16 protein-coding genes are annotated in these 14071 nt (G+C 35.8%); 6 read left to right on the top strand and 10 right to left on the bottom strand.

What is annotated here, in order from left to right; translation table 11 throughout:
* Positions 1–63: 63 nt before the first annotated feature.
* Complete coding sequence (gene hemF / locus VCM44_RS14240) at positions 64–963, top strand: oxygen-dependent coproporphyrinogen oxidase (RefSeq protein ID WP_334679190.1); 900 nt, start codon at positions 64–66, stop codon at positions 961–963.
* Here hemF and VCM44_RS14235 read toward each other — a convergent pair whose 3' ends face one another.
* The gene (locus VCM44_RS14235; RefSeq protein WP_158536813.1) at positions 964–1113 is read right to left on the bottom strand and encodes a hypothetical protein; all 150 of its coding nucleotides are present in this window, start codon (positions 1111–1113) and stop codon (positions 964–966) included.
* A gap of 176 nt (positions 1114–1289) precedes the next feature.
* Between VCM44_RS14235 and VCM44_RS14230 the strand changes: the two genes are divergently transcribed.
* Together VCM44_RS14230 and trhA are read left to right on the top strand one after the other, a co-directional pair.
* The gene (locus VCM44_RS14230) at positions 1290–1517 is read left to right on the top strand and encodes a hypothetical protein (protein ID WP_114706280.1); all 228 of its coding nucleotides are present in this window, start codon (positions 1290–1292) and stop codon (positions 1515–1517) included.
* Between the two features lie 101 nt (positions 1518–1618).
* Positions 1619–2251, top strand: a complete 633-nt coding sequence (gene trhA / locus VCM44_RS14225; protein WP_114706279.1) for a PAQR family membrane homeostasis protein TrhA — start codon at positions 1619–1621, stop codon at positions 2249–2251.
* 371 nt (positions 2252–2622) lie between these two features.
* Here trhA and VCM44_RS14220 read toward each other — a convergent pair whose 3' ends face one another.
* Genes VCM44_RS14220 through VCM44_RS14195 form a run of 6 tightly spaced genes read right to left on the bottom strand, consistent with a single transcriptional unit; the run spans position 2623 to position 8353 of the window.
* Entirely contained in the window at positions 2623–3186 is a 564-nt protein-coding gene (locus VCM44_RS14220; RefSeq protein ID WP_114706278.1) for a NifU family protein, read from the bottom strand.
* 24 nt (positions 3187–3210) lie between these two features.
* The gene (locus tag VCM44_RS14215) at positions 3211–4431 is read right to left on the bottom strand and encodes an aminotransferase class V-fold PLP-dependent enzyme (protein ID WP_334679189.1); all 1221 of its coding nucleotides are present in this window, start codon (positions 4429–4431) and stop codon (positions 3211–3213) included.
* Complete coding sequence (gene sufD, locus VCM44_RS14210; RefSeq protein ID WP_334679188.1) at positions 4431–5681, bottom strand: Fe-S cluster assembly protein SufD; 1251 nt, start codon at positions 5679–5681, stop codon at positions 4431–4433. Before sufD ends, VCM44_RS14215 begins: the two co-directional genes overlap by 1 nt.
* A 28-nt stretch (positions 5682–5709) precedes the next feature.
* On the bottom strand, positions 5710–6468 hold the full coding sequence (gene sufC / locus VCM44_RS14205) for a Fe-S cluster assembly ATPase SufC (protein ID WP_334679187.1): 759 nt from the start codon (positions 6466–6468) through the stop codon (positions 5710–5712).
* Positions 6469–6492: 24 nt separating this feature from the next.
* Entirely contained in the window at positions 6493–7926 is a 1434-nt protein-coding gene (gene sufB, locus VCM44_RS14200; RefSeq protein ID WP_114706274.1) for a Fe-S cluster assembly protein SufB, read from the bottom strand.
* Positions 7919–8353 carry an RrF2 family transcriptional regulator gene (locus tag VCM44_RS14195; RefSeq protein WP_158536812.1) on the bottom strand — a complete coding sequence of 145 codons (435 nt, stop codon included), beginning with the start codon at positions 8351–8353 and terminating at the stop codon, positions 7919–7921. The genes sufB and VCM44_RS14195 overlap by 8 nt, the downstream gene beginning before the upstream one ends.
* A gap of 194 nt (positions 8354–8547) precedes the next feature.
* On the opposite strand from VCM44_RS14195, the gene VCM44_RS14190 reads away from it, so the two are divergent.
* Entirely contained in the window at positions 8548–9411 is an 864-nt protein-coding gene (locus tag VCM44_RS14190) for a rhomboid family intramembrane serine protease (RefSeq protein WP_334679186.1), read from the top strand.
* On the opposite strand, the gene VCM44_RS14185 is transcribed toward VCM44_RS14190, so the two are convergent.
* On the bottom strand, positions 9374–10633 hold the full coding sequence (locus VCM44_RS14185) for a pseudouridine synthase (protein WP_334679185.1): 1260 nt from the start codon (positions 10631–10633) through the stop codon (positions 9374–9376). The genes VCM44_RS14190 and VCM44_RS14185 overlap by 38 nt on opposite strands.
* Positions 10634–10657: 24 nt before the next feature.
* On the opposite strand from VCM44_RS14185, the gene VCM44_RS14180 reads away from it, so the two are divergent.
* Positions 10658–11275, top strand: coding sequence for a DUF938 domain-containing protein (locus tag VCM44_RS14180; protein WP_158536810.1), 618 nt, complete (start codon positions 10658–10660; stop codon positions 11273–11275).
* A gap of 5 nt (positions 11276–11280) precedes the next feature.
* Here the strand turns inward: VCM44_RS14180 and argS are convergent, their stop codons facing one another.
* Entirely contained in the window at positions 11281–13047 is a 1767-nt protein-coding gene (gene argS, locus VCM44_RS14175; RefSeq protein ID WP_334679184.1) for an arginine--tRNA ligase, read from the bottom strand.
* A 125-nt stretch (positions 13048–13172) separates the two neighbouring features.
* On the opposite strand from argS, the gene VCM44_RS14170 reads away from it, so the two are divergent.
* The gene (locus VCM44_RS14170; protein WP_334679183.1) at positions 13173–13571 is read left to right on the top strand and encodes a hypothetical protein; all 399 of its coding nucleotides are present in this window, start codon (positions 13173–13175) and stop codon (positions 13569–13571) included.
* Here the strand turns inward: VCM44_RS14170 and VCM44_RS14165 are convergent.
* On the bottom strand, positions 13568–14005 hold the full coding sequence (locus VCM44_RS14165) for a GNAT family N-acetyltransferase (RefSeq protein WP_114706267.1): 438 nt from the start codon (positions 14003–14005) through the stop codon (positions 13568–13570). The two genes, VCM44_RS14170 and VCM44_RS14165, sit on opposite strands and share 4 nt — an antisense overlap.
* Positions 14006–14071 lie beyond the last annotated feature (66 nt).

The raw sequence follows: 14071 nt of genomic DNA, 5'->3' as shown, positions 1-14071 counted from the left end.
ATTTTTATAAAATTTTGGTATGTTAAATTCAGTAATTTAAATAACCTATATAGGATTTTAGCTATGTCTTTCGATATTGAAAATATAAAAAACGAATTTGCCGCTCACGTTCAAGATTTACAAAATCAAATTAGTGAGGAACTTAAGAGAATCGATACAAAAATTAACTTGAATGAAGATATATGGGAACGCAAGGACTTCGCTGGAAACCCTGGAGGTGGCGGGATCACTCGTGCTTTTGAAGGTGAAATATTTGAAAATGCAGGAGTTAATACATCCCTTGTTTTTGGAGAAGTTGACCCAAAATTTGCTGCTAATATTGGCGGTGATAATAATCAAATGTGGGCAACAGGTATTTCTCTTATCATTCATCCAACAAACCCAAGAGTTCCAACAACTCATGCAAACTTCCGTATGATTCAAGCGGGCTCAAAAGTCTGGTTTGGCGGTGGAGCTGATCTAACTCCATTTTATCCTCATGAAGATGATTTTGAGTACTTTCACAAGGTTTGGAAAGATGCTTGTGAACCATATGGCCATTGGGATGAGTGGAAAGAAAAGTGTGATAATTACTTCGTTAATAAGCACCGTGCCGACGAGATGCGCGGAATTGGTGGCTTCTTTTATGATCACTTCTTTTCTGGCGATCCTGTAAAAGACTTGGCCATGTTTAAAGAGGTTTCCTCAAATTTCATTAAGTCATACTTTCCAATCGTTGAAAAAAGAATGGATGAGGAATTTGATGATGAAGATGTAGACTTCCAATTACACCGTCGTGGACGATATGTTGAATTTAACTTACTTCATGATCGAGGAACTCACTTCGGTTTAAAATCTAATGGAAGAACAGACTCAATCCTAATTTCACTACCAAAAAGAGTGAAGTTTACTTATCGCTATGAGCCCAAAAAGCCGGAGCATAAGAAAATGATGGAGTATTACTTCCCTAAAGACTGGGCCTAGTTAGCTTGCTTGTTTATTGATTAATTCTTGAAGTAACTTATCTGTATCAATCTCAAGGCCATGTGTTTTGGCCAATGATTGAACTTCTTCAATTTTTTGCTCAAGCTTTGTAATTTCGCATAGTAGGCGGTAGCAATTGTTAATCATCATATCCTTGGCCCCTTTGTTAGATCTCTTAAATATAAGTTTGACATATCAAACAATCGGCGTCTAGAGGAAAAAACTTAACTCTTTTCATTTTTTTGTATTTAACTAGTAATTTTAAATACTTCCATGTATGGTTCCAGCTGACTTTTACGTAAGCATAGCTTAATCACGAGGTACCAATGTCAAAAAAACTACAAGAGCTACTAGCTGATCTTGAGAACTTTTCACCAAAACAAATGAGAACATTGAGAAATAATTTAAATAATCGACTACAAAGTTTCTCAAATGAATATAAAGAACCAAAAGAGCTTCAACCTTCGCATAAACTTTATGGGCTTGAAGAAGGTGAGTGTCGTGAGCTTCTTGGTGTTGTTAAAAAGAAACTAATTCAGGCCAAGTTTAGTTAAATAATAAGGCCGTTCTAATCACTTGTTCAATGTTTGTAATATAAATGTAAAAGCTTTGCTAATCGCTTTAATTGAACATTGTATCCGCGTATGCTTTCAACATGGAAAAGCAAAAACCCATATTAAGAGGTTGGTCACACCAGGTAATGTTCTTTGTTTCCCTTGGTGCCTGCTCTCTACTTATCGCAAAGAGTGCAAATACAACTCAATATATATCGACGATTGTTTATTCAATTGGACTACTAATGATGCTTGGGGTGAGTGCTTTTTATCACCGCATTCATTGGGAGCCTCGTAAAAGAGACCTTTTAGGTCGACTTGATCATAGTGCTATCTACGTTATGATTGCTGGAACGTGTACACCAATTACATTGCTTGTATTAAACGGTGAATCTGGATCAACCCTTCTAATAAGTATTTGGACAGTTGCTGCAATTGGTATTTTAAAATCAATCTTCTTTCCAAATTTACCTGAAAAGGTAAGTGCTCTTATTTATCTAATTCCAGGCTATATGGTATTGCCTTATGTCTCAGAGCTTATGCCAAAGCTTGGCGTTTCAAATATTGTTCTCTTAATTACTGGTGGTGTGCTCTATACAATTGGAGCGTTATTCTATGGATTAAAAATGCCTGGCCGAAATGCTAAATGGTTTGGTTATCATGAGATCTTTCACCTCTTTGTTTGTGTGGCAGCAGTTCTACACTTCATCATCATTTATTCTATTGTAGGTTAATCTGACATCGTAAACGTCAGAATGTCAGGATTTGAGGATTTATATATTCTGTGAATTTAATAATATAGAGATAGAAAATGAGTGATAGCAATATCAATTCATAAAATCTTCTTGTTTGTTTTATTTAGGGCACCCATGTGGGTGTCCTTTTTTATTGGTGCCATGCTCTTTTTGTTTCGCTTGTGCTAAGAGGGGTTGCTTATTTTAGCTGCGCTAAAATATCGCTTTTCCTTTGCGTGACCTTTCTCTTTGGCCTAGGAACAACAAAGCCGGGCTTGAACCCGGCTTGTTGAATTATTTTAATTTCTTTTGCATGGGGGCCTAGCGCCGCGTCCTATTGATTGGCTTTGGCCAATCAATGCCGCGTGCGCTTACCAATCAGGAGCAATATAAACATCAATCTCTGGATTATATTCTGCTCTCAAAGTTGATTTAATTGCCTCAAGCGTTCCCGTTGTTGAAGATGGACATGTTCCACAAGCACCTTGGTATCTCACAAGTAGAATATTATCTTCATATGATACAGTTTGGATATCTCCACCATCTGCCTGAAGGTATTGACGTACAGTTCTATCGAGAACTTCTTCGATATCTTTAAGTTCTTTAGGAAGGTTTTCACGCCTTTCTTTTTCTGGGTCAAACTCTTCAAACTCTGGATTGTGATTTGGAAGATCATGCTTGATTGTTTCTACTACTTTTTCTTCGATATCTTCCCAGTCTTCATAATTAAACTTTGTAATCGTAATCACATTTTCAAAAAAATGGATTTGATCAATACCTCTAATTGTAAAGAGGTTAATACCTAAGTTTACCTCTCCACACTCCATAGGAGTTCTAAAAGTAGAAGATCCATTCTTTTTTACGTCCATATTTAAAATGAACTTCAATGCATTTGGGTTTGGAGTTGGTTGAATATCAATATTTACTTCACTCATATAATTATCCTGTGTATTACTTCTTTAAAGAAAGTTTAATGCCTTATTTAATGCTTTGATAAAAATATCAATTTCTTCTTTTGTATTATACAACGAGAATGAGGCGCGTGCAGTAGCACTTACGTTGAACCTTTTCATTAAAGGCTGTGTGCAGTGATGGCCAGTTCTAATTGCAACACCTTGGCGGTCAAGGAGAGTCCCCAGATCATGTGGGTGAGCTCCATCCACAACAAATGAAAGTACTGATGCCTTTTGTTTTGCTGTCCCTATTACTTGAACCTTTTCAATCTCAGTAATTTTTTGAGTTGCATAATCAAGTAGTTCTTTCTCGTATTTCTTAATCACATTCAAGTCTGTATCTATTAAGAAATCAATAGCAGGCTTAAGGCCAATACCACCAGCAATATGTGGTGTACCAGCTTCAAACTTGTGTGGTAATTCGTTATATGTTGTTTTTTCAATAGTTACGACATCAATCATATCGCCACCACCTTGATAAGGAGGCATGCTTTCTAGTAACTTCTCTTTTCCATATAGTACGCCAAAGCCTGTTGGCCCAAACATCTTATGAGAAGAAAAAGCTAGGAAATCACAATTTAAGTCTTGTACATCGACTTTCTCATGAGCAATTGATTGTGCAGCATCAACACAGAAATAGGCACCATGATCATGGGCCAAAGAAATATATTTCTTTATGTCATTTATTGTTCCAAGACTATTTGAAATATGTGCCATTGAAACAAGTTTAACGTTACCTTCTTTTAAAAGCTCGACATAGGCTTCTTCATCAATATCCCCATCATCTGTAATAGGAATCTCTTTTACCTTTGCTTCAATCTTTTCTGCTTGAATCTGCCATGGAACAATATTTGAATGATGCTCCATTGTTGAGATTAAAATAACATCATCTTTTTTTACATAATGTGGAACAAAGGAAGCAGCCACTAGGTTTAAGCTATCTGTTGTACCTTTTGTGAAAATGATTTCACAACGAGACTCAGCATTTAAAAGATCTTGAATAGAGTCACGAGTTTGTTCATATTGAATCGTCCCATGCTCACTAAGGTAGTGAACACCTCTGTGAATATTAGCAACATCATTAGTGTAATGATTATTCAAAGCTTCAATAACACTGATGTGCTTTAAAGTTGAGGCTGCGTTATCTAAGTAGATTAGAGGCCTATCATGAACTTTTCTTTCAAGTTGTGGAAATTGGTTTCTAATATTATCAATTTCTAATGCCATTATTTAGCCTCGCTTTGATCTAGGTGATCAAATGCCTCTTTCTCAAACGAATCAAATAGGATTTCACTTAAGAAGTCCTGTAGCTTTTGGTTTTCAATTTTCATTATTGCATCTGAACAAAATGCATGAATAAGAAGCTTTTGTACGCGCTCTTTTGAAAGTCCACGTGATTGTAGATAGAAAGCTTCCTCATCACTCATTTGACCAACAGTTGCACCGTGTGCACATTTAACATCATCGGCGTAAACCTCAAGTTGTGGACGTGTATCAACGTGGGCCTTCTTCGATAGAAGAAGGTTTTTATTAAGTTGTTCAGAGTTAACTAACTGAGCATCACGACAAACAAGTACTTTTCCTGTGAATACACCGCGGGCCTTGTCATCAAGTACACCTTTAAATAATTGTGAACTTTCAGTTCTTTCTTTTATATGTGAAATCAATGAGAAGTTATCAGTGTGTTGCTCACCATTGATGGCATAGAGTCCATCAACACTACAAGTAGCTCCAACTTCATTCATGCGAACACGAATCTCATTACGCGACTTCTTTGCACCTGTTGTAAAAGTAAATGAATTGAAGTTTGCATCTCTTGCAATGTCTGCGTTTACACTTCCAGCATGAAAGGCGTTTAGGCCTTCTCTTTGTACCTTGATATGAGAGATATTCGCACTATCTGCAATTTTGAAATTTGTAACAGAGCTAATATTATATGCTTTAGTTTCACTTCCAGTGAAGATCTCTACAAATTCTGCTTTTGAGAATTTATCCGCATTTACATGAATTCTTGGAAGTGAAAATTCTCCTTCAAAATCAGATAGGTGAACAATTGAAATAATATCATCAGCAACATAGTTTTTTGGAACTGTGATATTGATAACTTTTTCAACTGCTGAAGCGTTTAGCATTGCAAAGATATCTTGTTCGTCACAATTTGCATCTTCTGCTACTAGATCGACTTCTTCTAAAGTGATTTCTTCAGGTAGAAATGAGTCAGCTTTTGAGTATTTACCATTTAGAAATACTGCTTGGTACTTACCAGCTACTTTTACGTTCTTTAACATCGCTTCTTGTGTTGTCACTTTGAAGCTTTCAGGGAGAACATCAGTAAGCTTTGTGTAAAGCCAATCTTCCATTTTCGTATGTGGAAGACCACGGGCCTTGAAATTATCAAAGGCCTCTTTATTTGATTGTGATTTAGTATAATTTCCTAAGTCACTAATATATTGATCTGTCAGTTCTTGGATATTCATAACGATACCTTTCGCTTTCTTATTAGTATTACTTAACTAGCCAGTCGTAACCTTTCTCTTCTAGCTCTAGTGCAAGTTCTTTTCCACCTGACTTGATAATTTTTCCACCACTAAGTACATGAACATAGTCAGGAACAATATAATCAAGAAGTCTTTGGTAGTGAGTTACAAGAACAATTCCATTATATTTTGATTTAATAGCATTAACACCTTTTGCAACAATCTTAAGTGCATCGATATCTAGGCCAGAATCTGTTTCATCTAGTAGAGCAAGTTTTGGATTAAGTACGGCCATTTGAAGAATTTCGTTCTTCTTTTTTTCACCACCAGAGAAACCAGTGTTTACTGGGCGATCGAGGAATTCTTCTCTCATCTCTAGTAGTTCTAGCTTTGGTCTTAGGAATTCTCTAAACTCTTCTTTTTTCATTTCAGCAGCACCTTGTGCCTTTGAAACTTCATTAAATGACTCTAGTAAGAAATCTATATTTGAAACTCCAGGTACTTCAATAGGGTATTGAAAACCAAGAAAGATCCCATTCTTTGCTCTTTCATCTGGCTCTAATTCAAGAAGGTCTGTTTGTTTACCATTGATATTGTAATCAATTGTACCATCTGTTACTTCAAATGATGGGTGACCAGCAATTACCTTTGATAGAGTACTTTTACCTGAACCATTTGGCCCCATAATAGCGTGTACTTCACCAGGTTTAACCTCAATAGAAATTCCTTTTAGGATTTCTTTTTCTTCAACTCTTGCGTGAACATCTTTAACTGTAAGTAAGCTCATATTTATCCTTTATATAATTTAAAATTATCCGATTGAATTTTCTAATTTCATCTCAATTAACTTTACTGCCTCAACAGAGAACTCAAGTGGAAGCTCTTTGAAAACTTCACTACAGAAACCGTTTACAACCATTGAGATACATTTCTCCATATCCATCCCACGTTGTTGTAGGTAGAAGAGTTGGTCTTCTGAGATCTTAGAAGTTGAAGCTTCGTGCTCTACTGTTGCGCTGTTATTTTTCACATCAATATATGGAAATGTATTAGCGGAACATTTATCACCAACTAGCATCGAATCACATTGTGAGTAATTCTTTGCACCGACTGCAGAAGGCATAACCTTTACGAGTCCACGGTAGTTATTTTCTGATTGCTCTGCAGAGATACCTTTTGAGATAATAGTCGATTTTGTATTCTTACCAATGTGGATCATTTTTGTTCCAGTATCGGCCTGCATTTTGTTATTTGTCAGAGCTACAGAGTAGAAGGCGCCTTGTGAATTATCACCGATAAGATTACAAGAAGGGTACTTCCAAGTAATTGCAGAACCTGCTTCTACTTGTGTCCAAGAAATCTTAGAGTTCTTTCCTAGGCAGTTACCACGCTTTGTAACGAAGTTGTAAATTCCACCTTTTCCTTGCTCATCTCCTGCATACCAGTTTTGAACAGTTGAGTACTTAATCTCTGCATCATCTAGTGCAATAAGTTCAACAATGGCCGCGTGTAATTGATTTTCATCTCGTTGAGGTGCTGTACAACCTTCAAGGTAGTTTACGTAACTTCCTTTATCAGCAACAACAAGTGTTCTCTCAAACTGACCTGTCTCCTTAGCGTTTATTCTAAAGTATGTCGATAAATCCATTGGACAAGTTACACCCTCTGGGATGTAGACGAATGAACCATCAGAGAATACTGCTGCATTAAGTGCTGCATAGAAATTATCTGCTGGAGGAACTACTGTTCCTAAGTATTTTTTCACAAGCTCTGGATAGTCTTGTACAGCTTCTGAAATAGAGCAGAAGATAACACCAACTTTTTCAAGCTCTTCTTTGTAAGTCGTTCCAACTGAAACGGAGTCAAAGACAGCATCAACAGCTACACCTGAAATCCTCTTTTGTTCAGATAGGGGAATCCCTAACTTTTCAAAAGTTGCTAAAAGCTCAGGATCAAGATCATCTAAGCTTTTTGGAGCACTCTCTGTCGACTTTGGAGCTGCATAGTAATATAAGTCTTCAAAGTCGATCTCTGGAATTTCTAGCTTTGCCCAATTTGGCATTGGCATTTTCTTCCATAGACGAAATGCTTTAAGACGGTATTCTAGTAACCATTCTGGCTCTTTCTTTTTTGCCGAGATCATACGAACGATGTCTTCGTTTAATCCCTTTGGAAATTCTTGTGTTTCAATGTCTGTAAAAAAGCCATATTTATATTCTGACTTTGTTAACTGTGTATCACTCATGTGTGACCCCTGTTTTATTCATTAGTAACTCCTCAAGTGAAACCGAAATCAAATGGTGATTCACATGAGAGTTAATTTTTTCTATTGGTGAAATTAATTCGCAAGCTAAGTATTTGTCACATTTTCCTTTAAGAGCATCACATGCTGTCTCTTTAACCTTTCCTTCGATAATATTACTTACTTCAAAAAGATTAAGATTACTTAGGGGACGACTTAGGAAGTAGCCTCCTTTGATACCTTTAATGGAAGAGAGAATTCCCGAGTTATTTAACTTCTGCATGACCTTAGAAACTGGATCAAATGGCATATCGTATTTGTCACAAATTTCTCTGGCCGAAGTAAGATTTTCTTCGCACGTGTGTCCATACTCTTGCATATGCTTAAGAGCTGTAAGTGCGTATTGTGTTTTCTTACTTACTTTATACATACTCGTAGTTAAATACCCCTTAGGTATTCCCATTTATTAATAATTTACGTTATGATTCATACTTAACGTAAAATAAGTCAAAAAACAACTTATTTAGGTCTATCTTATCAAAATTCTATAGTTAAACCTATCTCTTCTTCGATATATTTTGTTGGTTGCTCGACTTTTATAGAGGCCTGTAGCAGAATATGGTCATGACAAATCAAGAAAATGACGCAAACCAAGATAACGACCTGAAAAGACTACACTATATTGGCTCTCTAAGAGATGAACAGATTGTAAGTGTAATAGAGAAGCAATTACTAAATGAAGGTATTCATATAAGAAAAGAATTCGAAAACGACTTCTTTCATCTCTTTGTCGTTGAGTTAAAAGATCTCTCTCAAGCACGTGAAGTTTATCGTGTCTATATTGGGGGAGCAAAACCCATGGAAGTTAATAAAGACTGGCAATATGTACAAAGCCTAAGAATGGGACCAGCTACTATTATAATTCTCGCCTTGTGTGCAATTGTTTTCATATTTGGTTGGATTCTAAAGAATGAAAATCTCTATTATCTCTTCGCATTTTCAACTTCTAAGCTAGACCCGTATCATAATTTAAATGCTGGGGAGTATTGGCGAATCATTACCCCGGCCTTTATTCATTTTGGATTCATGCACGTATTCTTTAATCTTTTATGGTGGAAGGAATTAGGAAAGTTAATTGAATTCACAAAAGGAAGCTTCTTTCTTATTCTCCTTCTTTTATTTACAGGGATTATTTCTAATTTTCTCCAAGCTGCAATGAGCCCTGGATTCTTTGGAGGCCTCTCTGGAGTTGTATACGGTTTACTTGGGTTTCTTTGGCCTTATTCGCGATTAAATCCCAATTTCAAATTTAAGCTGCCAACGACAGATATCGTTTTGATGACTGGATGGCTCTTTCTTGGCTTTTTTGATGTCTTTAATTTTAAGATGGCCAATTGGGCCCATGGTGGTGGATTAGTAAGTGGTGCTATTTTAGGAATTATTTTTGCTCTTATTGACCGTCAAAAAACTCAAACTGACCAAGCTTAAGTTCACCAAGTTTAATATTTCCAATTGCGGTACGAATAAGCCTAAGTGTCGGAAAGCCAACTGCCGCACACATTCGGCGTACTTGACGATTCTTTCCTTCTGAAATTCTCACTTCAATCCAGCTTGTTGGAATATTTTTTCGATAGCGCACAGGGGGATCTCTTTGTTCTACTTTCACAAGATTTGATTCAATTTTTTTAACTTTTGCTGGCTTTGTCTTGTAATTATCTTTAATCACAACGCCTTTTTTAAGCTCTTCAATTGCCTCATTCGTAATATCACCATCAACTTGTATCAAGTATGTTTTTTCAACTTTGCTCTTAGCATTTGCCATACGGTCTTTATATTTTCCATCATTAGTTAAAATTAAAAGTCCTTCGCTGTCTTTATCAAGTCGTCCAACAGGGTAGAGCTCTTTTGGAAGATTGTAATCAATAAGGCTTAGTTGATCTTTATGATCCTTTCCAAATTGGCAAAGGACATTATAAGGCTTATTAAAAATAATATACTTAAATTCATCACTAATTTTTGTTCTAAAATTATCAAGATCAAACGCTGGCTTAATTTCTAAATTAATCATCTGATTTGAGAACTTATCAAAGAAGCTCAACTTATAAGCACATAACCTTTGTCCATCTTGTTCTTTTGAATTTGAATAAATTGGATCACCAAAGATAGGATGACCAATAGACTTTGCATGAAGTCTAATTTGATGCTTTCTTCCTGTTAGAATCTGAAATTCAATAAGTGAGTAGTCGTTTTTAAAGTCCTTTACCCAGTAATTTGTAATGGCCTTCTTTCCTCCAGAGGAAACAACCACCATCTTCTCTTTACGGCCTTCTCTTTGGCCTTTGATAAAATTCTCTATTGTGCCCTCATCAGCTTCTGGCCTACCACTGCAAATTGCAAGATACCTCTTATCAATCTTATCTGCTTGGTGAGAGCTAAATAGCTCTTGTAGATACTTATTTGCTTCTTTTGATTTTGCAAAGAGAAGAATACCTGCTGTTTCAACATCAAGCCTATGTACTAAGACGAGATAAGGTGACTTTCCATCCTCTCTGAATTTGAGATAGCTTTTAAGGGCGTCTGTACAATTATCTCGCATTGGATCGAGAGTTTTGTGTACAGGCCAGCCGGCCTTTTTATTTAAGGCTATATAGTTATCATCTTCAAATATAATATCATTTTCAGATAATCGAATTTTAAGTCTTTTTTTCACGAAATCTATTGTATCATGTTTAACATGACTGATTTACCAATTTCTGAAGCATGTGAAAGAAATAAAGAACCAATTTTTAATATTATTGCCCCTTATTTGGAAAAGGGTAGTAATCAACGCATCAAAAAGCCTAAGTTCTTTGAAGTTGGCTCTCTGACTTGTCAGCACAGTGCTTACTTTGCAGAAAAGTTTAGTGATGTGGACTTTATAACTTCTGAAATTAGGGCCAATCAAGAAACACTTAAGAAGTGCCTAAGTTATTATAAGCAAAGCTTTAAGAACTTAAATGGCCCAGAGGTCTACGAGGCTGGCTTTAATAAAATTCCTAAAGGATATGGTGCATATTATACGGCAAATACAATGCATATTATGTCTTGGAAGGAAGCTAAGACCTTCATTAAGGATCTAGCGGCCGCCATGGATGAGGATTCTGTCCTATTTATTTATGGCCCATTTAAGTATCATGGAAAGTTCACTTCGGAGTCTAATGAGCAATTTGATAAGCATCTCAAAGAGCGAGACCCACAAAGTGGAATAAGAAATTTCGAAGACATCTGTAATAACTTCTTAAAGAAAGGAGTCTTTCTAAAAGAAGATATTAAGATGCCTGCAAATAATCAATTATTGATTTTTTCTAAGTAATTTAATTACATTCGGCCAGGTACTTTGATTCCTAAGATAGCAAGTCCATGCTTAATGATTTCACTTGTTGCATAAGCAAGTTCAAGTCTTGCTTGTTTAAGACTCTCTTCACTTGAAGCGATAGGACAGGCTGCATAGAAGCTATTAAATAACTTTCCAAGCTCAAATAGGTAAGTTGTTAAAAGACTTGTTTTGTTTTGCTCATGGGCCTTAATTGCAACATCATTAAATAATGAAATCTTTTGCATTAGCTCATATTCTTTAATATTTTCTAGGCTTGCAGCATTGGCAAGGTTAAATTCTTTAGATTTATCAAAGCCTTGTTTTGCAAGTAATGAGTTGATACGAGCATAAACATACTGAAGGTATGGACCTGTATCTCCATCAAGTTTAAGCCATTCATTCATATCAAAAACAATCTTACGATTATTATCAATTTTGATCATCCCGTACTTGATGGCACCATTTGCAATTTTAGTTGCTGTCTCATCAATCTCTGTTTGATCCCATTCGCCTTGATATTTATTTAAGTAGTCCTCTTTGATCTTAGCTTCCATTTTATTAATAAGATCAGTTAGAGGAACGATATTACCCTTACGTGAGCTCATTGCTCCATCTGTAAGTTCAACCATCTCATATGGTAGGTGATAGCAATCTTTAGCTTGCTCAAAACCAATCTTTTCTAAAACTTTAAATACTTGTTTAAAGTGAAATGCCTGACGTGAGTCGACAATGTAGATATTTTTTTCCACACCAAATTCTTCAAACTTCTTAATAGCTAGGGCCACGTCTTTTGTAGAATAAAGGCCTGTTCCATCTGATTTAATCAGAATACAAAATCCTAATTTATCGTCACTTAGATCCATTCCAATAGCGCCATCATCTTTAATAAATGTTCCATCTTTGTAATAGTCTTCACAAATCTTAAGTGATGGAGCATCCATCTCTGATTCAAAAAACCAGCGTTCAAACTCAACGTCTGCCCATTCATAAGTTTTTTTCATTAGATCAATAGACCACTGTCGTGTCTCTTGCCAAAGATCATAGAATTCACCGCTTTCACTATGAAGCTGCTTTAAGATCTCTGTAAGCTTAGCTCTATTATCATCTTCTTTATCACTTCCAAGCTCGTCTTCTAGCTTTGTATTTGCAAGTGTATAGATTCTTCCTAGCCATTCTCCCTTATTAGTTTCTGGGATCGTGTCTTGATTGTGGTATTTTAAGTACCATAGACATTTTGCAACGTGAGTTCCAGAGTCTCCTGGATAAGTCACAGGGTGAACATCCACATCACAGTATTCTTTAATTCTAACCAAGGCATTACCTAAACATAGGTTTCTCATATGTCCCACATGGAGCTCTTTATGAGTATTTGGCTGAGAGTACTCAATCATAGTCTTAGGCTCATTAGACGTAAGCTTCTTTGTGAAAAAGTTTCCACTTCTAACTTCACTAATTAAGTTTTCAAAATATGCATCTGCACTAAGAGTGAAGTTTAGGTATGGGCCTTGTGCTTTAACATCTTTTATTAGCTTTGATGTCTCTTGTTCTTGGATTTTATCTAAGATTGCACCTGCTATTTGTGGTGGTCCTTGTTTAAGGGCCTTTGCAAAACGAAATGTTGGGAATGCGTAATGGGCCATCTCAATATTAGGAGCTTGGCCTATTGAATCGTAAATATCTTTTCTATTAAATTGCGCATCTGGGTAGGCTAATTTAATTGAAGATTCAAGAATATCTGTAAGTTTTGTTAAAATTGTATTCGTTTCCATTTGCATTTCACCAATCGTACTTTATCGCTATTTATTATATTTATGATATTATCGTATTATATTATTATAGTAAATTTTTTAAAAGTTGGCCTTAAAAGCTTTAAGTAGAAGCGGATAATAAATCAATGGATAACAAAATAAAGCCTATTTTCCTTATTTTTTCGATCATAATGACTATGCTCTTTACTATTTCTAGTGATGTTAAAGCACAGGAGACACTTACTCCGCTTGAGGACTTCACTCGTCAAAAACTCAAAGAACAGCGCGAAGCGGATGAATTTCGTCGTTTTCAAACAGAGTCTTCAATTGGTAATGGACTAAATAAGGGCCCTCATCTCATTTACTTGTGTTCTCGTCGCCATTTCGCATGTGTTAATAATGACACTATTAGAAATTGTGCTCAAAGACCTCAAATGAGTTGTCTTATAATCAAGAAGTTTCAAAACCAAAAACAATGTTTTAGTGAGCAATATGAAGTTATGTTAAAATCAAGAATTGATAATTTTTGTGACTCTGTGGATTAATTGATCTCACGATACATGAGAATATGTTTTCCTATATTCTCAACATCAAATTCGTCTCCACTTATTTCAAAACCAAGCTTCTGGTAGAAAGGAGCAGCTTCAACTCTTGCATTACACCATACAAGATTACAAAAGTTCTGTTTTATTATTGGAAACGCGACATTTAAAAGCTCTCGTGAGAGGCCTTGTTTTCTGAAGTCTTCAAGTGTTGCCATTCCCTGAAGTTGATATTGATTATCGATATTAAACTTACTGTTTCTATTAAAGTAAAAAGAGGCTACAGATACGAGATTATTTTCTATAAAAGCTCCTAAGTGGAAAGTTCCCGACTCAGTATCACCTTCAAATAGATAACTAGATTCAACGTTCTCAATTCCAAGAACCTTCTTCCTAATCCCGTAAGTATCTTTTAAATGGATTCTTTTTACTATCATAGTCTGTCTTTATAACAGATATTTGAGGTTATGTCACAATAAAGACCTAATTAAGAACAAGTTAAG

This window comes from Halobacteriovorax sp. DPLXC-1 (assembly GCF_036903125.1).
GTDB classification, from domain to species: Bacteria; Bdellovibrionota; Bacteriovoracia; order Bacteriovoracales; family Bacteriovoracaceae; genus Halobacteriovorax_A; species Halobacteriovorax_A vibrionivorans.
Note: the sequence above shows the minus strand (reverse complement) of the source record. Positions and strands in the feature narration are given on the sequence as shown.